Raw genomic sequence first — 19,877 nt, forward strand, 5'->3', positions numbered from 1 at the left:
AATTATAAGGTTGGATAATCCGTGAATCCCATTGCTCCGGGGGTATAGTAAGTTTCGGAATGGTTACGGTTCAATGCTGCACCAGCAGCAAATCGTTCCACCAGATCAGGGTTCCCTATATACAATTCACCAAAAGAAACCAGATCCGCGATCCCTTCCGCTATAACCCTATTGCCACTATCTGCTGTAAAACCCTTATTGATCATTAAAGTACCTTTATAAATCGTGCGAAAATGTTTTGCCGTGTCAATGACCAGTTTCATTGGATCTGCAACTGAAGCCCGGCTGAATCCCGATAAGTGAAGATAAGCCAGCTGGTAGTCATTGAGCTGGTTGACCAGCCTATCGTAAAGCTCATCTGCCTCATCGTCCCTCGTGATTCCAAAGGTCTGGTCTAATGCCGGGGCAAGACGAACTCCGATCTTAGCAGCATCCATTTTTTCAGTAATCGCATCCAGCACCTCAAAGAGGAACCTGATCCGGTTCTCAATCGCCCCACCGTAATTGTCTTTCCTTAAATTGGAACATTTCGCAAAGAACTGATGAAACAGGTAACCATTGGCTGCATGGAGCTCAACACCGTCGAAACCGGCTTCTATTGCATTAACAGCGGCTTTTTGAAAATCTGAAACCGTTTGCTGAATGTCCTCCCTTGTCATTTCACGTGGAGTAAGGGTTTCTGCAAAACCATTTTTCGTATAGGCCGTGAAGTGAGGATTAATAGCAGAAGGGGCTAGGGGTAACTGACCATTCAATAAATCGGGATGGGAGACCCTGCCTACATGCCATAATTGTGCAAATATTTTTCCACCTTTTTCATGAACTGCGTGAGTGACCTTCTTCCAGGCATCCACCTGCTCTGCCGTATAAATGCAGGGGACGTGGATATAACCATGTGCCAGATCATTAATAAAAGTGCCTTCTGAAATTAGTAAACCGCCTGATGAACGTTGTGCATAGTATTCAGCAATCAGGTCTGTAGCTGTATTGCCGGCATTGTCTGCCCGGCATCTTGTCATTGGAGCCATCACCACACGGTTTTTTAGTTGTAAGGCAGCTGACTTGTATTTTTCCAGTAATTTCATATGCTTATTTTGTTAGGGCACAAATCTACCTGCATTCAGGAAGGCTGGCAATAATGGCATAACGATTCTAATAGGGCATAATTTTGCCATATAACTTTTCCCTACCTGACGCGCAGAGAGGAGCAGGCTTTAGTTTTTTTTATCTTATTTTTGCAGGCGAAGCAAAAATCCTTTAAAGCAATTCCGGATTAATTATAATCCCTGTTTGATCAGCAGGGTATTATTATACATTCACCTTACTGGCTTAGACATGTACGAAAGAAAAATTAAACGCACCTATATTTGTGGTTTAGACATTATTAGTGAAATTATCGGGGGCAAATGGAAACCCTGTCTCATTAACCTGATTCATAAAAACGTATTACGTCCAAGCGATTTGCAGCGTGCTATGCCGCGCGCCTCACGAAGAGCTTTAACCATTCAGCTGAATGAACTGGAAGCACATGGCATTATAACGAAAACCATTTATCCCGTTTTGCCACCTAAAGTGGAGTACCGTTTAACAGAGATTGGGGAGTGCCTTTTGCCGATAACAATAGCAATGGACAATTGGGGAAATGAATACATGGATCAGTTTAAACATCTTCTGGAAGGGAAAGAAACTGAACAAGATGAGGGGGCCAATCCATAAAAAATTCTGTTAAACGTTAGTATGACATTTAATTTATTTTCTATATTTGGTTCTTTAGTGCCTAACCAAATAGTTAATGGACCCGTTATGAACAGCTGATTTTAGCCCAAAGGGCTATAATTTTCAATCATCACAGGGCTTCATCTGACAATTATAAACCCAAGTGTAAATTGATGAAAATTCCTGTAGTACTCCTGTCATTCCTATCTTTCTTTACTTTAGAAACATCTGCTCAAACAGCCGTTTATGCCCATAGTCCTGATAAAAAGATCCGGTTGAGCCTGAATATGCTAAATGGTTCGCCTGTATACAACATATCCTATGCGGGAACTGAGTTCTTAGGCAATTCCCCATTGGGACTTCAGAGTTCTATTGGTGACTTTTCCCGGAATCTTCGGCTGACGAGTCAGAAAACAAGGAAAATAGCTGAGTCTTACACGCTCAACAGATCGAAGGTAAGTGAGGTGAATTATCGCGCCAATGAGTTAACCTGCAGCTTTGTCAATCAGGCAAAAGATACCTTGTCTATCGTATTCAGGATATCGGATTCCGATATAGCTTTTAACTATCTCATCCATGAAAATGGGAGGGGTAAGGTCAAATGTACGATTGAACATGAAGTGACCGGTTTTAAACTCCCTGCAGGAAGTACTACTTTTATTACTCCGCAAGCTCCTGCTTCAACAGGCTGGGAAAAAACGAAACCTTCCTATGAGGAAGAATATACCATAGAAGAGGCTGTTGGTAAGCCGTCGAAATATGGCTTGGGTTATACCTATCCGGCATTGTTCCACTTGGGTGAAAAAGGTTGGATGCTTATCTCTGAGACAGGTGTTGATGCGGACTATGTAGGAACCAAATTAACTGAGGCTTCGAGCAGTGGCCTTTACACGGTAAGTTTTCCTGAAAAAGGGGAAAATGGCAATGTTGGGCCGGTTACAGCAACTGCGACCTTACCTATGCAGACCTCCTGGAAGACCATTACAGTTGGAAGGGATTTAAAACCTATTGTTGAAACCACCAGTGCTACCGATGTTGTCAAGCCATTAACCACGTCTTCAAAGGTATTTCAAACTGGCAGGGCCAGCTGGAGCTGGATTGTATGGCAGGATGAAAGCTGTAATTATAATGACCAGATCACCTATATTGATATGGCTGCTGCATTGAAATTTGAGTTCGTACTGATAGATGCCCTTTGGGATGTTCAGATTGGCAGAACTAAAATGGAGGAACTGATCAGCTATGCGAAGTCAAAAAATGTAGGTGTATTGTTGTGGTACAATTCTAACGGAAAATGGAATACGGCACCGCAAACACCTAAAAACCGCATGGATACCAGAGAAGCAAGGCTGGAAGAAATGAAATGGCTGCAAAAGGTAGGGGTAAAAGGGCTGAAGATAGATTTTTTCGGAGGTGATAAACAGGCAACGATGAAACTCTACCACGATATTTTGATGGATGCGTCGGTGTACGGCCTGTCGATAAATTTTCATGGAACGACTTTACCACGCGGATGGGAAAGGATGTACCCCAGCTTTGTTACCAGTGAGGCTGTTCTTGCTTCAGAGAACCTTGTTTTTCAGCAGTCTTTTAATGACAATTATCCGGTTACAGCAACCTTGTATCCTTTCACAAGAAATGCGGTAGCTGCAATGGATTTTGGTCCGGTTTTTTTGAATAGCCGTATGGACAGATTTCAGAAAGATGGTAAAATCCGGCGCACGACTGATGCTTTTGAGATGGCGACTGCGGTTATATTTTTCTCTGCTGTCCAGCATTTTGGTATTACCCCGGATAACCTAAAGGAGAAACCAGGCTATTTATTTGATTACCTTAAATCTGTTCCTACTGTCTGGGATGAAACCCGTTTCATCGATGGATATCCTGGGAAATATTGTGTCATTGCCCGACGCAAGGGGGAAAATTGGTATGTTGCTGCAATTAATGGAGAATCCAGTGAAAAAATACTGAAGGTCAAACTGCCAATGTTAAAAGGGAAAAAGGTTTCCATCATCAGCGATGGACAGAATGCATCATCGGCTTTCAGTACCTCAGTGTTGGGGAGCAATGCTGATTATGAAATCAAACTGGCAGGAAACGGTGGTACGGTACTGTACTCCTTCTAATTTATAAAGATCTTACCACAGAAATTGAAAATGACATTAATCTAAAACATACATTTCAGATTAATACTATCTTTGAGGAAAAAATGGCGCGTAACGTTGAATTTGATGAAAATAAGGCAATTCAAAAAGCAATGGAGGTTTTTTGGAAGAAAGGTTATAATGGCGCCTCAATGCGTGACCTGACAGAGGCCATGCAAATTAACAGTAGTAGTCTTTATAACACGATAGGTGATAAACATCAGCTTTTTTTAAGGTGTATCACTAATTATGTGCATGGCAGGATGGAGGAAGCTTCAGCACAGGCATCAAAAATTAAGTCCCCCTTAAAAGCAATCATTGGTATGATCAACAATTGTGTCAACACAATTCTTTACAGTGATAACCATTGTCTGGCCATAAAAACTACTTTTGAGCTTGCAGCAACTGATCCGGATGTCATGGCTCTTCTCAAAGAAGACAGTGACTTTACCCATCGATTTTTGTCGGATTTAATTCAGGATGCCATCGCACAAGAAGAGATGGCTGACAGGGTAGAGGCTCATACAATAGCTGATTTCATCATTAGTGCATTTACTGGCTGGCACGAATCTTATATTATTTATAAAGACCCAATCAGAATAAAAAAAATGGCCAGGTATCTGATTTCCCAACTTTAAAGATAAAATTTCTGTTGAGCATTCATCAACGCATCCGGGGTATCGGCGCACTCCTAGCACAAATCCTAAAATGACATTAATCTGAAACGTTTGTTTTATAAAAGATCTACGTTTGTAAAAGAAATGCAGCAATTTTAAGTTTTCTGAAATAGAGGAAATGTTTACTTTGTTTTTATTTTGAAATGAATATTACAGAATTAACTGAATACTCACACTCCTTTTAAAGGATGGATTGACTGATCTGTCAAAAGTGAAGGAGTTATTTTGGTGGATTTATATAATGGCTGAGCACATGTCAATAACAAAAAAATCTTAAAAAAAGTATATGATAGACTTAGAAGTTACCCAGCAGGGGAAATTATTAATCTACGGAGCAACCGGGTACACCGGTACCCTGATTGTGCATGAAGCGGCCCGAAGAGGTCTTGACTTTGAAATTGCCGGCAGAAATGAAGAGAAGTTGGCTGCCCTTTCCACAGAACTAAATGTTCCTTACCATGTGTTTCCCGTTAATGATCTGGGAGGCTGGAAAGCAAGTCTGGAAGGTAAAACTGCTTTACTGAATATAGCCGGGCCATTCAGTGAAACTGCTGAGTACGCGATGGAGGCTGCTATTCTATTTAAAGTGCATTATTTTGATATTACTGCAGAAGTTGATATTTACCGTCTCGCCGAATCTAAAGATGCAGCTGCCAAGGCAGCAGGAATTATGCTGTTACCTGGGGCTGGGTTATTTGCTACCTACGATCCATTGGTTGTACATACAGCCAAGCGGGTGAAAAATCCGATTGCTATGCGTGCGGCTTTTAAATATTCCGGAGGCTTTACACCTGGTTCTGTCGCCAGCAGTTCTAATATAATCAATGCAGGAATGTTAGTTAGAAAAAACGGAAAAATAAAAAAATTAAATGAGGCTCCTTCTGCCACTTTTGATTTAGGCAACGGCCCTGAAGATTTTTCACTTATGCCATTGGGTGGGGTAGTGCTTAGTTTTAAATCGACAGGTATTCCCGATATTGAAGAGTACTTTAAATTGGCACTTTCTGCTGGCAGTAATGTAGAAGGTGCTGTGAAATTTGAAGAGGGACATCCAAAAAAAGAGCTGATTACAGTACGAAGTCAGATCCTTATAGAAATTACAGATGAAGATGGAATGGTAGTCCGATCCATGGCCGACATGCCGGAAGGTTACCTTCCGACAGTTACTTCTGCAGTTGAAGTGGTTAACCGTGCTTTGAAAGGATCTTATCAAATCGGATTTCAGTCCCCCGCCTCTGCATATGGTTCGGCATTGATGACTTCACTATTGGATGTGGTAATTACTGATTTTTAAGCCCATAAGAAGTGGTGGTGTTTCATGAGGAATGAGCAAACCCTGTCTGTTTAAATTAGATCATATTTGTACAGCAGTTGATACCTGTAAAATTACTTACAGCAGATGATTGCTGTTCTCCATTTTGGTTAATACACCATCCATTTTGGTTATTATTCCGATGGTGCTGAACCCCACCTTTGTACGGTAAACAAACAGGAATTATGAAAACTATTTTTATTACCGGTGCATCTACCGGATTAGGCAAAGCCACTGCATTCTTATTTCAGGCTAAAGGATGGAAAGTTATCGCAACCATGCGCAAACCCGAAAATGAGAAAGAATTAAATTTACTGAAAAATGTGATTTTGTTACCTCTTGATGTGACAAATGTCGACCAGGTTCGTCTGACTGTACAAAAAGCAATTGACCTGGGTGATATTGATATTGTTTTCAACAATGCAGGGTATGGATTGATTGGTCCTTTAGAGGCGCATACGGAAGATCAGGTCAGGGCACAGTTTGAGACTAATTTTTTTGGGACGGTTTGGGTGATCCAGGAATTTATTCCGTACTTTAAAAATAAAAAGGCTGGCTTGTTCATTAATACGACATCACTGTGCGGTTTAACCTCAAATCCGCAATCAGCCATTTATAATGCCTCTAAATGGGCGATGCAGGGGCTTGCGGAAAGCATGTCGTACGACCTTGCAGAGTTTGGTATTGGCATCAAAAATGTAGCGCCAGGCGGGATTAAAACTGAATTTATGAAAGGCATGCAAGTGACAGCGGATGAGGGCTATGAGGCAACGATGGCTAAAATGATGGAAGGATTCCAGGATGGTACGCTCATGGAATTTACAACACCTGATCTTATCGCTGAAGTGGTATATCGTGCAGCAACAGATGGGGAAGATCAGCTGATCTATCCGGCTGGGAATGACTCCGTACGACTGTATGCCAAAAGACTTGCGCAGGGACCAGAGACTTATCGTAAAGACTTGACTGCCTACCTTAACCTGAAAAGCCCCTATCAAAAAACTGCTGTTTAAACCAATAGCATGAAGAACAGTCCTTCATGCTATTCAAATATTTAACATGAAATCATCATCAAAACAACCGGTTATTTTCAATTCGATATCGGAATTGCATAAGGCACTTGGATTACCAAAACCACTTCATCCATTAATCAGCCTGGTTAACTATGGAGATGTGACAACTGATACCGCGGAACTTGAAAAAGGAATGGTATTTAACTTTTATAAAATTTCCTATAAAAAGAGTTTTACAGGAAAAATTAAATATGGACAGAATTATTATGATTTTGATGAAGGAGGATTGTCATTTTTCTCCCCTCATCAGGTGATTATGGCAATGGAGGACGAGGCCGATTATGGTGGTTATACCTTGCTTATACACCCGGACTTTATTGCAGGCCATCCTTTGGGACAAAACATGAAGCATTATGGTTTTTTTGCTTATTCGGTTACCGAAGCTTTATACCTGTCCGACAAAGAGAAAAAAGTGATCATCGCATTATTTGATAACATCGGAACTGAACTGGATTCCCCGATTGATCAGATGAGTCAGGAAGTCCTGATTTCACAGGTAGAACTTTTATTAAAGTACAGCAAGCGTTTTTACAGCAGACAATTTATCACACGGAGAACGGCAAGCAATGATCTGCTGATTCGTTTTGAGGCATTGCTTGCCGACTACTTTGATAGTGATCAGCCATCGTTAACAGGATTACCGACAGTCGTCCAGCTGGCCGGTCCCTTAAATGTTTCCCCTCATTACCTCAGCGACATGCTGCGGACGATCACGGGACAGAATACACAGCAGCACATCCATCAGAAGTTAATTGAAAAATCGAAGGAACTCTTATCGACAAGTCAACTGACAATAAGCGAAATTGCTTACAAACTAGGTTTTGAACATCCACAATCGTTTAACCGCACATTTAAAAAGAAAACTAACCAATCTCCACTTGATTTCCGGCAGTCATTTAACTGAAATGGGTGCTACACAAGATTTATTATAACATAGGCGTATACAGCACAGCTAAAACTAATGGACATGGATATAGAAAAATTTATTGAAGAATGGATTGCGGTTAGCAATCGTTATGATACTGAAAAGTATTTGGCCTTTTATGCCGAAAAGTCCGTTCTGGACGATCCGTCCGTTGGAAGAAAATTTAGCGGGAGGGAGGGCATCAGGACCTATTTCGAAAACTATTTCATCGGTTACAAAACGCAGACTAAACAAGTAAATATAACAGTGAGCGATACCAATCGGGCTCATCTGGAGGTTGAATTTACTGGTGATTTTCCCGAAGGTAAGCTTGGTGGGACTTTTGATTTTACCTTCAAAAATGGAAAAATTGAATTTGTATCAGCAGATTTAATCTTGTAAACCATACAATTAATTGTGATCAATGGAGATGAAACATTCCCGATCAGTTTGGCAGAACTTCCGTTTTAGATCGGGTGAATTAATGAATCAGCCTTCTTGTTGATCCGTTAATTTTTAAGCCCAGCAGCCAAAATCCAGAATTCGTACAGAATCAGATAATACCTTTCCCTTTTAATCGATTTAATATTATTAAATGATGTTTAAAGGCAGGTATAGTGTACTGTTTTCTTTTATCGCAATCTTCATTTTATTCTCCTTCCTTATCCGTACGGGATTGCTGATCTTCTCTTTATCTAAAACAGATTTTAGTTTGCTGTCTGTGCTGCAGCTGTATGGCTTAGGTTTTAGCTATGATGTTACCGTTGCCTTATTTTTTGTTGCCCTGTTCAATGTTTATCTGTTGCTGCTGCCTGCCGGATGGGGCAATAGCAAAACAAACCGGGTAATTACTTATGGCTGGTTTTTTCTAATGCTGCTCATTGCTTTCTTTTCTTTTTTTGCAGAACTCACCTTTTGGCAGGAGTTTGAAAGCAGGTTTAATTTTATTGCGGTAGATTATCTGATCTATACCTATGAGGTGATCAGCAATATCAATCAATCTTATCCTTTACCCTTACTGATAGGGGGTATACTGCTGCTGGTGGTGATTACCATCTGGTTTTTTGCCAGAAAAAATGTCTTTGTCCATAGCTTTCAGGACCGGCCACCTTTGAAAAAAAGATTGTTGATATCTGGCGCTTTGCTGCTGCCCACCATTATTTTTCCATTTATCCTGAATAATTCTACCGCAGAGTTCAGTCACAACAGGTACCAGAATGAATTATCGAAAGCCGGTATCTACTCCTTTTTTGCGGCCTTCAGGAACAACGAGCTGAACTACAATGATTTTTACCCAATGTTAAAAAAAGCGGAGGCTTATCGTATCATCAGGAATGAATTGCAGGAAAATAACAGCCATTTTATCCATACGGGATTTTCCATCAAAAGGGAAATTACGAATCCCGGAACCAGGTATAAGCCGAATGTGATCATGATTACGGTGGAAAGTCTGAGTGCAGACTTCATGGGGCATTTTGGGAATACACAGCAGCTGACGCCAGTGCTCGACACTCTGGCCGATGGGAATCTGCTATTTACCAATATGTATGCTACGGGTACCAGAACCGTGAGGGGAATGGAAGCCCTAACCCTGTCTGCACCACCAACTCCGGGGAGTAGTATTGTGCGTCGCCAGGGAAATGAAAACTTAGCTACAGTAGGTTATATCTTCCAGAAACAAGGTTATCTGCGTACATTTTATTATGGCGGAGATGGTTATTTTGATAACATGAACGAATACTTCGGGAGTAACGGTTTTGATATTACCGACAGGGGAAGAAATATAAAAATGGGCGACAGTTACCTGACCAAAAGAACTGTCATAGGCGACGGGCAGGTTCACTTTGAAAATGCCTGGGGAATCAGTGATGAAGATTTATTTGATGCAGTCCTTCGCGGCGCCGATGCACAGTATAAAACCGGCCGCCCATTTTATAATTTCGTGATGACTACGTCGAACCACCGGCCTTATACCTATCCTTCGGGAGCGATCGATCTGCCATCTGGCAGTGGCAGGGAAGGGGCAGTGCGGTATACGGACTATGCTATCGGGAAGTTTATTGCACACCTGCAAAGCAAGCCCTGGTATAAAAATACAGTGGTGATCATTGTAGCCGATCACTGCGCCTCCAGCGCAGGTAAAAATGAAATAGACATCAGCAAATACCACATCCCATGTCTGATATTGAACCTTCCTGTAAAAGGTAAACAGGTGATCAGTAAGATGTGTTCACAGATTGACCTTTATCCTACGTTGTTCAGCTTGCTGGGATGGACTTATCAGAGCAACCTCTATGGGAAAAATGTGCTGGATCCTGGCTATCATCCCAGGGCCGTTTTGGGCACTTATCAGCAGCTTGCCTTTTTGAGCCAGGATAGCCTGGTGATTTTAGGTCCACAGCAAAAGACAGAAACTTTTATCTACAACAAAGAAAAGAATACACAGATCCCTTCAGCGCTGCCTGCAGCCACTATAGCCAAAGCCATTGCGAATTATCAGACAGCATATGATTTATTTAAAAGTGGGGGCATGCACCAATAATCCGCTATACGCCGCTTAAAAAATTAGGTGTCAGCAGAATTGTTCAGTGCAAAACATGATCGGGATTAATCTACATCTAATTATTATCTTTTTTTTGCCACTAATGCCTTCTGTACAGAATGCCTCCAGTTTTGTGCTGTTGATTTGCAGGGTAAACAATATACCCCAAGCATGAAATTTATACTGAGCTCCTTATTCATCGCCTTTTTTTTTCTGACGCTCCATGCCCAGGAAAAAGCAGCAGACGGAAAAATATCCGGAAAAATTATTGATGCAGTGAGCAAACTGCCGGTTGACTATGCAACTGTTAACGTGTACGTACAGGGAGGCACTACCGCCATTCGGGTAGTTTCTTCAGATCCTCAGGGTAATTTCCTGATCACCGGTCTTTCTTATGGAACCTACCGGATGGTGATTGGTTTTGTGGGATATCAGCCATATATTGCTGAGCATGTGTCGCTCAGCCTTCAGCAACGCAAGATCGTGGTGTCAGACATTTTGCTCGTCCCTACGGAGGAAAATTTAAAAGCTGTTCAGATTACCGCAAAAATCCCGGCTGTACAGAATAAAATTGACAAATTGGTTTATGATCCTGTGAACGACCTGAGTGCCCAGGGCGGAACAGCCATTGATGTGCTGAAAAAGGTACCTACCCTTACCGTTGATATTAACGGGAATGTAGAATTGCTGGGTAGTCCTGGGATCAACTTTCTGATTAACGGAAAACCTTCCAGCATTTTTGGATCGAGTGTAACCGAAGCCCTGGCCTCCATTCCCGCAAGCCAGATCAAAAATATAGAAGTCATTTCTAACCCCGGCGCAAAATATGATGCCCAGGGAACAGCGGGTGTGATAAATATTATCTTAAAAGACAATAACATCAGCGGGATAAATGGCACTGTAAATCTTTCTGCGGGAAGCCGTCTGAACAATGGTTCATTTAACCTCAATGCAAAAAAGAAAAACTTCGGTATCAGTACTTTTTTCAGCGGGAATGCCCAGCTGAATACCACTTCATTGAATAGTAAACAGCTGAGCAATGCTGAAGGAATAGAATTACTGGATCAGCATGGAAGCAGCAGGATCAAAAGAAATGGGTACCAGTCGGGGATCAGCGGAGAATGGAATATCAGCCCTCAGGATAATGTGACTGCTTCAATAGGCTATAGTCAGTTTAGCAACAATTCCGCTGATCTGGCCAGTCAGTTGCAAACCAGTTTCGATAGCAATAATCAGTCTTCATCCGTTTATTCCAATCGTGATGCAGAGAATAGCGCCCATGCAAATAACTTACAATGGAGCCTTGGGTACCGAAAGAAATTTAAAAAGGAGAACCAGGAACTCAGCTTCCTATATCAGTCTAATATAGACCATAACAATGCGGCTTACCGTCAGTTTCAGCACTATGAAGATCCGCTTGTTGCAGGTTCCGGCACCAGCAGCAGCAGTCCGGGTAAGGTAAAGGAAACAGGACTGGAGTTCAATTATGCACAGCCCCTGGGCAAAGACTTCAGCCTTGAAACAGGGGGGAGGGCTTTTTTCAAAACCATCAGCAGCCTGGTTAATGCCCAACGCTATGATGGCCCCTCGCAAGACTACCTGCCGGATCCGTCCCAGTCTTACCATTTTAGATATGACAGGAATATCTTTGCCGGCTATCTGTCGGCCAGCTTTAAGGTTTTTGATTTTTTGGCAGTTAAAGCAGGTGCACGTTATGAATATACGGTTAACCATACTGATTTTGCCAACACAGTGATTCCGAATTATGGTGCCTTGAGTCCATCTTTTGTGATTTCCCATCAGTTAGACGACAGCCAGTCGCTCAAACTCAGCTACAGCCGCCGGATTGAGCGTCCGGATTATGATGAACTTAATCCTTTTGTGAACCGCAGTGATCCCTATAATCTTTCAGCAGGCAATCCCATGTTGAGGCCAGAACTGGGCAATAACTTTGAGATTGGTTATAGTAAATCCTTTAAAAATGGGACTTCGTTAAATTTAACCTCCTTTTTAAGGCATAATGGTGATGATATCAAAAGTTATACTGATTTCTACCCCACCTATCCGGAAGGAGAGCTCACTTATGAAAATGTAACTCTCACCAGGCGCATCAATACCGGTGGAGAAAACAAGATTGGTGGGAACCTCTATGTCAACCTGCCCCTTAGCAGTAAGCTCAGCCTCCGAACTAATGTGCTGATCTACCATAAATCAATCGCTTTCGATTACAATGGGTTAAATCAGGATGCCGGAGGAATGGAATACCGGATGAACCTGAATGTCGCTTATGAGTTTCCCAAAAACCTTTCTGCAGAAATATTTGGCAATTATAACACGCCGAAGGTTGGTGTTCAGGGCAGGGGAAATTCTTTTCTTTTTTACACCCTGGCATTAAGGAAACAGTTTCTGAATCGCAACGCCAGTATTGGCTTGAGTGCAACCGACCCCTTTAACCAATATATCAATCAGGGCAGCACCATTTCCCAGTCGGGAAACAAGCAGTATACCTTGAGAAAGGTTCCTTACCGTTCATTCGGCATTACTTTTAGCTATAAGTTTGGTAATCTAAAATTCAGCCATAAGAATGAGGTTAAAGAAGAACCGAATATACCACAGGAATTATAAGATTATTTCTTTGACGGCTTTATACAGGATTTCTCCAAGAAAAACAAAATCATGCCAACAATCCTATTGAAGTTGTAAATCTTCCGAATGACATCTTTGCCATTCGGGCAACAACCTAAAGGTCTTGGCTCTAAATTCAATCAGTAATTACACCTTAAAAAAAAATAGGATATCCTATATTTGTGCCCCATGAAACTCACTCCTTTCTACCTGTTCATATGGCTTATAATTTTTCCGCTTTTAAGTCGGGCCAGTGCATACTGGATGGAGGTAAAAGGATCGGGTAAACTGAATGAGCCTGTGTCCATTAAGCTATATTATGGCAATATTGATGAATCGGGAACCCGTAAACCATTGGCCGGTCCGGAATTGATGCTGACCGGGGAATTTAAGCTCTTTGTGGTAGATGTAAAAGGCAAACGCCTGAATATACCTATTGCGCTGCAGGGAGATTGTTGGGAAGGAACCTTTACACCACATGAAAAAGGTCTTTACCGTGTGCTGGGTATCAATGACAGCCACCCGGTAGTAGACCGTTCAAAAACTGGGGGAGAAAATGTTTTGCCCATCGATTACCTCTGCGCTGCCTATCGGGTAGAGTTCCCTGATGGGCTTGAAAGTCCTTTGCAATTTTTGGATATCATCACTGCTCAAAAAAATCAATCAATTGTTGTTCAGGCTTATAATAATCAGATTAAAGCAGTTAAAGGGACTAAAATAAGAGTTTTTAACCCGGAAAACTGGGAAAAAGAACTTTTGATAGATGAAAACGGAGAAGCTGTTTTTCAACCCACCATGAAAGGTCTGTATATCATCAGGGAAGATTGGACATCCGCTGTAACCGGTACTTATAAAGGTGTTTCATATACGAAGATCAGACATCGTTGTAACTATTTTAAACTGGTTCAGTAAATTTTGTTACGGTGGCTATCGCCAATTAGCGCTCCATCTTTAATCCTGCACACTCTTTCAGTCTAATTTTTTTAATTCAGAATTTCTTCAGAATTCAGCTGAATATTTGCCGCAGCGAAGTCAAAACAGGACGGATTGCAAATTAATCTCATGTTATTTATTCAATTGATGCTAATGCAGTTGTAATACCAGGCCTTAAAATTTACAGGGAAAGCATATTTAATCCGGTTAGGTATTTAGACTTATTATAAATAAAGATGCTACATTTGTGGGCAGATCAGTTAAACTAAAATTCTTTATTATTGATGAAATCTCTATTTGTTATTTTTATCGCCTGTATTTTATCAGGCCCTTTAAGTTCCTTTGCCCAGGCACAGGGAAAAATATCCGGAAGGATCACGCTGGTGGATGGCCAGCCTTATGGATCAGCTTCAGTGTCTTTACTGGAGGTCAACAAGATTACCCTTACAGATGATAAGGGCAATTATTCTTTCGACAACATTCCAGCGGGCAATTATACCGTTAGGATCCAGGTATTGGGAGCGGCACAACAAGACCTGAAAGTTACATTAACCGAGGGACAACATGCAAAATTAGATTACCAATTAACCAAAGAAAACGTACAGGCCCTGCAGGAAGTCATCATTGGTGGTAACAATACCAACAAGTTCCGCAGAAAAGAGAGCGTTTATATTGCACGGTTGCCTATAAAAAACCTGGAGAATCCTCAGGTATATGCCTCGATCCCTAAAGAATTGATTCAGGAGCAAATGGCTACTGATTTGGGGAGTATCGCTAAAAATGTTGCCGGAGCAGGTATTCCGATGATTGCCAACCAGGGCAGGGTTACCTTCCGTTCGCGTGGTTTTGATACGGAACCCAATGCAAGAAATGGAGTAGCTGGTGCTGCTTTCGCGATGATTGATCCGGTTAATCTTGAGCGTATGGAAGTGATCAAAGGTCCATCGGCTACCTTATTTGGGAACAGTATTTCCAGTAGTTATGGTGGTCTGTATAACCGTGTGACCAAAAAACCATATAATGGTTTCGGTGGAGAGGTTGGTTACACCGGGGGAAGCTGGAATTTTAATCGCTTGACGTTTGATATCAACTCGCCTATTAATGAAAGTAAAACAGCATTGTTCCGTTTAAATGGTGCAACAAGTTTTGAAAAAAGCTTTCAGGATTTGGGATTTACCAACAGTGTTACACTTGCCCCAAGCTTCTCTTACCAGATCACAGATCGTTTGTCGCTGTTACTTGATATAGAATTCGGCCAGGCTAAAGGAACTTCCGTAGTTCGGTTTAATCCTTTTGTAAGTACTGTAATCTCCTCAAGAAAGTCAATTGCAGATATGGGATTCCCCTATAACAAAACTTTCCTGAGCAACGATCTTCCTTATACCACACAACTGCTGAATATTTTTGCCCAGGCAAACTATAAGATTTCTGAAAGCTGGACTTCCCAAACGATTGTTTCCCGTGCAAGATCATCTATTAACGGATATATTACTGCGCTCGCAGGACGTACGGATTCTACCATCCGTCCAAATGTGATCACAGGTTACACGCAGTTTATCGCGACCAATATCCAGCAGAACTTTATCGGTGATTTTAAAGTTGCCGGTTTACGCAACCGTCTGGTAGTTGGCCTCGATTTTTATAATAACTATAATGATTTTGACCGCGTACAGGTGAGTACTACTGCCGGTACCGTGGCTTCACCGGATATTAATTTTCTGAAAAGTTATACTGGCCGTATCAGCAAATTCAAAGTGGATTCACTGGCAAGCAGGGGAGGTGCGCTCCGTAAAGAAACCAACAGGGATAATACTTACTCCATATATTTTTCTGATGTCATTAACCTGACAGACCGTTTAAACATTATGCTGAGTCTCCGTGGGAACCGTTTCAAGTACGGAGGCGTATACGATGTGGTTACCGGCATTACTGCCGGTGGTTTAGGTGTTGGCGGGATACAGGCTGGGCCTTATAATCAGAACTCCTTATCTCAAAAGCTTGGTGCAGTGTATGAAATCGCTAAAGACCGTGTCTCCCTGTTCGGGAATTATATGAACGGCTTTTTTAACAAAAGCGGTCAAACAGCTGATGGAACAGCGCTTAAGCCGGAACACGCTAACCAGCTTGAGTTTGGTGTGAAGGCAGATCTGTTTGATCACAAGTTAGCTGGTACAGTGAGCTATTATGATATTCAGGTGGAAAACTCTACCTACAACGATCCCAGTGGCAATGGATACCAGATTCAGGATGGAACACAATTGAGTAAAGGGGTTGAAATTGATTTGACAGCCAACCCTATTGCGGGTTTGAATATCGTTGCTGGTTTTGCTTATAATAACAGCAAACTTACGCAGGCTGCCCCTTTATTAACAGGAAGACGTCCAGGCTTGTCTGGCCCACCGCGCTCTTATAACTTCTGGGTGAGCTACCGTTTTCCTGAAGGTGAGTTGAAGGGACTTGGTGCTGGTTTTGGAGGTAATATCGCAAGTTGGCAATACCATACCAATACATCAGTTACACAGATCATCATTCCGTCTTATGCCATGTTTGATGCCACTGTATTTTATGATCAGCCGAGATACCGTATAGGGTTGAAGGTGGATAACCTGACCAGTGAAAAAACATGGTCAGTACGATTAACCCCGCAAGCTCCGGCAAGGTTTCTGGGCAGTGTGGCCTTGAAATTTTAAACAGAGATTTCTAATGCACTTCAAGCAGATTGTTTTTGCCCAGGGGACACTGAAGATTGAAAAAGTGGCAACTTAAGCGATATGTCTTGTAATGTGTACAGAGGAAATCTACAGCCACAGTGCGACTAACCGAAAATGTCAAAACATACAAAAAACCTGCAAAGTCATTTGCAGGTTTTTTTGTGCTCAACTACATCCCATCAGCTTTCATGGCAACTACCAGTTGTATGTGTCTGGCTGCATTTGTTTCTGACCACTCATTGTCATAATTTAATCCGTAGGGCCAGAAATGTCCCCCGCCAGTGTAAATCACTGCTCCTGCACCATCAAATGAAGCTAAGGTGGCTACGGCATTTGCACCGATAAATTGTCCCCCGGAGATATTTGCTGTCCATCCGGAAGATAAACCAACCCCATAGGTATGGGCTATCTCATGCATTGCAGTTCTGACACCCTGATAGCTGGCGGTTGATCCGAAACGGATATTTCCATTTGTACTTCCGTCTGCAGTGGCCACTCCTGTATTGTACTCGACAGTTAAGGTGCGCGCCGGCCAATTGTAGGCGGCATTGTAACGGGCACAGGCGTCATTCATTGCTGTAGTTATCCTTGCCAATGCAGCGGAAGGAACATTCGTGCTGGTCAGTGTCCAGCTGAGTTGTCCGGCAAGGATAGCATTTACAACATCTGAAGACTGTGGAGTTGAGCTTACTGCTGCAGAAGCAGGTATTGCTGAAATAGTTTCTTCTTTTTTACATCCTGCAATGGCGAAGATGACCAGTAATACCAGTACCGATAAGCGGTGTGTAGTTGATTTGTTTGTCATAATGGTTAGGGTTTTGTTTAGGTGGATATATACATGTTATATATCCTGATTGATGATTTGTTAACAGGTACATGTAGGGATTCTTCTGAAAGGATCCACCTGTTATTTTTTTGTTAATGAATGAGAGTTAATGGTGTTAAGTAGTATTTAATATGTTATGTGTTTTTTACAAAGGCAGATCATTGGTTTAAAATTAGCAACTTGAATATTAAAATATAGGGGGTAATTCCTTATAAAACAGGGGGTATATAGGAAAAAAAGATGTGTCAGGTCAATCTTTTGTAGGTATGTAAATTATTAAATGTTCAATAGGAGTTTATTTTGAATTAATCCCGTGAAGATATTGTCTTTGATTAGTGGTTATTTTCATTAAATTTTTGAAGAATTACTAATGTGGTTTGCGTGTCTTTTATATACTTTGTAAGCTATTCAACAATTACATCAATCCTTGCTGACTTCTGTCATGGGAAGCATAGGGATGAATCTGCAGAATGACGTATCTCCGGCATTTGGAGTAAGAAATTAGTTTATATATTGCTCGGCATGCCCTACCTTAGTATCATGCAGTTTAAAGAGTTGGCAGAGGAAAAAGTATTGTTGATGAAGATAGCGAAGGATGACGAAATTGCATTCGGCCGGCTTTTTGATCATTACAGAAACCGTGTCTATACGTATGCTTTTCGCTACCTGAAATCCAAAGAGCTGGCTGAAGAAATTGTACAGGAGGTTTTTATCAAAATCTGGAGAAAGAGGTCAGAGCTCAGGGAAGTATCCAATTTCGGAGGCTACCTGAGAGCGGTGAGTGTTAACCGTACTTTGGATGCACTGAAAAAAATTAAACTCGACCAGGTAAGTAATACCCTTAGTCTTTCTGGCTGGACTGAAGCAGACCATGAGTCAGAAGCCAATATTATATTAAAAGATACCCAGGATTATATCCGTGTCGCAATTTCTAAATTGCCGAAACAACAGCGTCAGGTATATCAAATGTGTCATGTTCTTGGCATGAAACAAAAGGAGGTCGCTGATCAATTAAATATTTCTCCAAATACAGTGAAAGTTCATCTTAGAGAAGCAGTGAAAAACATGAAAATAATGTTTAACAACAGAGAATCTCTCCCATTGATTTCTTTTTTGTTCCTTGGAATGCTTAAGTAGATGTTTTATTTGCATTTTTTTTTGAAAAAAAACCTTTGATATCTTTTTTTTTCAATGTTGACTAATCCTTTTTTGTTTTCCAGTCGTCATTGTGGTATAGGGCATCACTAAACCTGGCCAACCAGCACATATGGAAAATGAAAAACTCATTTATCTGATAAAAAGACATGTTCAGAACCTGAATACCACCGAAGAACAAACGGAGTTATTTCAGCTGATCCATGAGGCGAATAACCTCACGGAGTTCATTCGCCATATGGAAGAAGTATGGGAGGAGGAGCATGAACTTCTGGTGATGGATGATGCGCTTTCAAAGAGAATCTTCAACAATGTTCTCGCTGCCGACCCAACCTATTCCCAAGGCCAGGATGTACAGCCTATTCAGGTTAAACAGGAGCGTACTGACAGGAAAATGCTGAAATGGTTGACTTGGGCAGCAGCTGTGCTGGTCATTGGATTCTCCATTTTATGGTATCAGTATCCTTCCCACAAGAATCAGGGAAGCATTCCCGCAACTGGTCTGACTAAAGCCGTTGCTGCGCAGGAGCATAAAAAGATTTTTCTTCCCGATGGAAGTACCGTTATTTTAAATGTAAATAGTACGCTGGAATATCCTGAACATTTCAATGGAACAACAAGGGAAGTAACTTTAAATGGAGAGGGGTATTTTGACATCAAAAGAAAACCCGGACAACAGTTTATTGTGCATGCAGGAAAATTGCAGACTGTGGTATTGGGAACCGCTTTTAATATCCGGACCATCAATCATAATAAACAAATTACCGTGACTGTTACGAGGGGTAAAGTCAGTGTGCAGCGTGACCAGGAGGTGTTGGGGGTACTGACCCCTAACCAGCAGATTGTCTTTCATGATGAGCAGAAGGTCACCAAGTCCATGACAGTGAAGGCCAAAGAGGTGGTGGCCTGGCAGGAACATGATCTGTTTTTCGAAGATATCACGATGGAAGAAGCGGCCTCTTTACTCGCACAACGATTTAACGTTACAATCAGATTTAAAGGAGATGAGGGCAAAAAATGCAGGTTCTCTGCCGTATTCCTGAAAAGACAACAGTTGAAAGAAATTCTGGATGTGATCACCGCTTTTAATAATGCCAGTTATATAACCGAATCGGGTATAATTACCATATCCGGAAAGAATTGCAGCAATTAATCATCAATATACCTAAACACTAAACCCAACCACATGAAGAAAAGCTACTACCTGAAGATTTGAGAATAAACTCCCTGTCGCGAAACAGGGAGTTGGAATTTGCCTG

15 protein-coding genes are annotated in these 19,877 nt (G+C 41.6%); 13 read left to right on the forward strand and 2 right to left on the reverse strand.

What is annotated here, in order from left to right; translation table 11 throughout:
* Positions 1–2: 2 nt before the first annotated feature.
* On the reverse strand, positions 3–1,085 hold the full coding sequence (locus tag ACSBL2_RS11245) for an alkene reductase (protein ID WP_442591792.1): 1,083 nt from the start codon (positions 1,083–1,085) through the stop codon (positions 3–5).
* Positions 1,086–1,335: 250 nt separating this feature from the next.
* On the opposite strand from ACSBL2_RS11245, the gene ACSBL2_RS11250 reads away from it, so the two are divergent.
* The 11 genes from ACSBL2_RS11250 to ACSBL2_RS11300 all read left to right on the forward strand — a co-directional run bounded on the left by ACSBL2_RS11250 (position 1,336) and on the right by ACSBL2_RS11300 (position 16,616).
* Positions 1,336–1,716 carry a winged helix-turn-helix transcriptional regulator gene (locus tag ACSBL2_RS11250; protein WP_442591793.1) on the forward strand — a complete coding sequence of 127 codons (381 nt, stop codon included), beginning with the start codon at positions 1,336–1,338 and terminating at the stop codon, positions 1,714–1,716.
* A 173-nt stretch (positions 1,717–1,889) separates the two neighbouring features.
* Entirely contained in the window at positions 1,890–3,842 is a 1,953-nt protein-coding gene (locus ACSBL2_RS11255) for a glycoside hydrolase family 97 catalytic domain-containing protein (RefSeq protein ID WP_442591794.1), read from the forward strand.
* A gap of 83 nt (positions 3,843–3,925) precedes the next feature.
* On the forward strand, positions 3,926–4,498 hold the full coding sequence (locus ACSBL2_RS11260) for a TetR/AcrR family transcriptional regulator (RefSeq protein WP_442591795.1): 573 nt from the start codon (positions 3,926–3,928) through the stop codon (positions 4,496–4,498).
* A gap of 325 nt (positions 4,499–4,823) precedes the next feature.
* On the forward strand, positions 4,824–5,831 hold the full coding sequence (locus ACSBL2_RS11265) for a saccharopine dehydrogenase family protein (protein WP_442591796.1): 1,008 nt from the start codon (positions 4,824–4,826) through the stop codon (positions 5,829–5,831).
* 203 nt (positions 5,832–6,034) lie between these two features.
* Positions 6,035–6,862, forward strand: a complete 828-nt coding sequence (locus ACSBL2_RS11270) for an SDR family oxidoreductase (protein ID WP_442591797.1) — start codon at positions 6,035–6,037, stop codon at positions 6,860–6,862.
* Positions 6,863–6,908: 46 nt separating this feature from the next.
* On the forward strand, positions 6,909–7,826 hold the full coding sequence (locus tag ACSBL2_RS11275) for a helix-turn-helix domain-containing protein (RefSeq protein ID WP_442591798.1): 918 nt from the start codon (positions 6,909–6,911) through the stop codon (positions 7,824–7,826).
* Positions 7,827–7,889: 63 nt separating this feature from the next.
* The gene (locus ACSBL2_RS11280) at positions 7,890–8,228 is read left to right on the forward strand and encodes a nuclear transport factor 2 family protein (RefSeq protein ID WP_442591799.1); all 339 of its coding nucleotides are present in this window, start codon (positions 7,890–7,892) and stop codon (positions 8,226–8,228) included.
* A gap of 193 nt (positions 8,229–8,421) precedes the next feature.
* The gene (locus tag ACSBL2_RS11285; protein WP_442591800.1) at positions 8,422–10,368 is read left to right on the forward strand and encodes an LTA synthase family protein; all 1,947 of its coding nucleotides are present in this window, start codon (positions 8,422–8,424) and stop codon (positions 10,366–10,368) included.
* 171 nt (positions 10,369–10,539) lie between these two features.
* Positions 10,540–12,993, forward strand: coding sequence for a TonB-dependent receptor domain-containing protein (locus ACSBL2_RS11290; RefSeq protein WP_442591801.1), 2,454 nt, complete (start codon positions 10,540–10,542; stop codon positions 12,991–12,993).
* Positions 12,994–13,182: 189 nt separating this feature from the next.
* Positions 13,183–13,905: a hypothetical protein gene (locus ACSBL2_RS11295; RefSeq protein WP_442591802.1), complete on the forward strand. Its 723-nt coding sequence runs from the start codon at positions 13,183–13,185 to the stop codon at positions 13,903–13,905.
* Between the two features lie 305 nt (positions 13,906–14,210).
* Positions 14,211–16,616 carry a TonB-dependent receptor domain-containing protein gene (locus ACSBL2_RS11300; protein WP_442591803.1) on the forward strand — a complete coding sequence of 802 codons (2,406 nt, stop codon included), beginning with the start codon at positions 14,211–14,213 and terminating at the stop codon, positions 16,614–16,616.
* Positions 16,617–16,806: 190 nt separating this feature from the next.
* On the opposite strand, the gene ACSBL2_RS11305 is transcribed toward ACSBL2_RS11300, so the two are convergent.
* Entirely contained in the window at positions 16,807–17,442 is a 636-nt protein-coding gene (locus tag ACSBL2_RS11305) for a hypothetical protein (RefSeq protein ID WP_442591804.1), read from the reverse strand.
* Positions 17,443–17,985: 543 nt separating this feature from the next.
* On the opposite strand from ACSBL2_RS11305, the gene ACSBL2_RS11310 reads away from it, so the two are divergent.
* Positions 17,986–18,600, forward strand: coding sequence for an RNA polymerase sigma factor (locus tag ACSBL2_RS11310; RefSeq protein WP_442591805.1), 615 nt, complete (start codon positions 17,986–17,988; stop codon positions 18,598–18,600).
* Between the two features lie 130 nt (positions 18,601–18,730).
* Positions 18,731–19,771 (forward strand): FecR family protein, encoded by a 1,041-nt coding sequence (locus ACSBL2_RS11315; protein ID WP_442591806.1) that lies wholly within the window; start codon positions 18,731–18,733, stop codon positions 19,769–19,771.
* The last annotated feature ends 106 nt before the right edge of the window (positions 19,772–19,877 follow it).

The sequence above is a fragment of the Pedobacter sp. AW31-3R genome (assembly GCF_052180285.1).
Lineage (GTDB): Bacteria > Bacteroidota > Bacteroidia > Sphingobacteriales > Sphingobacteriaceae > Pedobacter.

Excerpts from the sequence above, each read along its gene's own strand:
- ACSBL2_RS11315 (WP_442591806.1), top strand. The coding sequence starts at position 18,731 with ATGGAAAATGAAAAACTCATTTATCTGATAAAAAGACATGTTCAGAAC.
- ACSBL2_RS11255 (WP_442591794.1), top strand. The coding sequence starts at position 1,890 with ATGAAAATTCCTGTAGTACTCCTGTCATTCCTATCTTTCTTTACTTTA.
- ACSBL2_RS11285 (WP_442591800.1), top strand. The coding sequence starts at position 8,422 with ATGATGTTTAAAGGCAGGTATAGTGTACTGTTTTCTTTTATCGCAATC.
- ACSBL2_RS11260 (WP_442591795.1), top strand. The coding sequence starts at position 3,926 with ATGGCGCGTAACGTTGAATTTGATGAAAATAAGGCAATTCAAAAAGCA.
- ACSBL2_RS11310 (WP_442591805.1), top strand. The coding sequence starts at position 17,986 with ATGCCCTACCTTAGTATCATGCAGTTTAAAGAGTTGGCAGAGGAAAAA.
- ACSBL2_RS11300 (WP_442591803.1), top strand. The coding sequence starts at position 14,211 with ATGAAATCTCTATTTGTTATTTTTATCGCCTGTATTTTATCAGGCCCT.
- ACSBL2_RS11250 (WP_442591793.1), top strand. The coding sequence starts at position 1,336 with ATGTACGAAAGAAAAATTAAACGCACCTATATTTGTGGTTTAGACATT.
- ACSBL2_RS11265 (WP_442591796.1), top strand. The coding sequence starts at position 4,824 with ATGATAGACTTAGAAGTTACCCAGCAGGGGAAATTATTAATCTACGGA.
- ACSBL2_RS11295 (WP_442591802.1), top strand. The coding sequence starts at position 13,183 with ATGAAACTCACTCCTTTCTACCTGTTCATATGGCTTATAATTTTTCCG.
- ACSBL2_RS11245 (WP_442591792.1), bottom strand. The coding sequence starts at position 1,085 with ATGAAATTACTGGAAAAATACAAGTCAGCTGCCTTACAACTAAAAAAC.
- ACSBL2_RS11275 (WP_442591798.1), top strand. The coding sequence starts at position 6,909 with ATGAAATCATCATCAAAACAACCGGTTATTTTCAATTCGATATCGGAA.
- ACSBL2_RS11270 (WP_442591797.1), top strand. The coding sequence starts at position 6,035 with ATGAAAACTATTTTTATTACCGGTGCATCTACCGGATTAGGCAAAGCC.
- ACSBL2_RS11305 (WP_442591804.1), bottom strand. The coding sequence starts at position 17,442 with ATGACAAACAAATCAACTACACACCGCTTATCGGTACTGGTATTACTG.
- ACSBL2_RS11290 (WP_442591801.1), top strand. The coding sequence starts at position 10,540 with ATGAAATTTATACTGAGCTCCTTATTCATCGCCTTTTTTTTTCTGACG.
- ACSBL2_RS11280 (WP_442591799.1), top strand. The coding sequence starts at position 7,890 with ATGGATATAGAAAAATTTATTGAAGAATGGATTGCGGTTAGCAATCGT.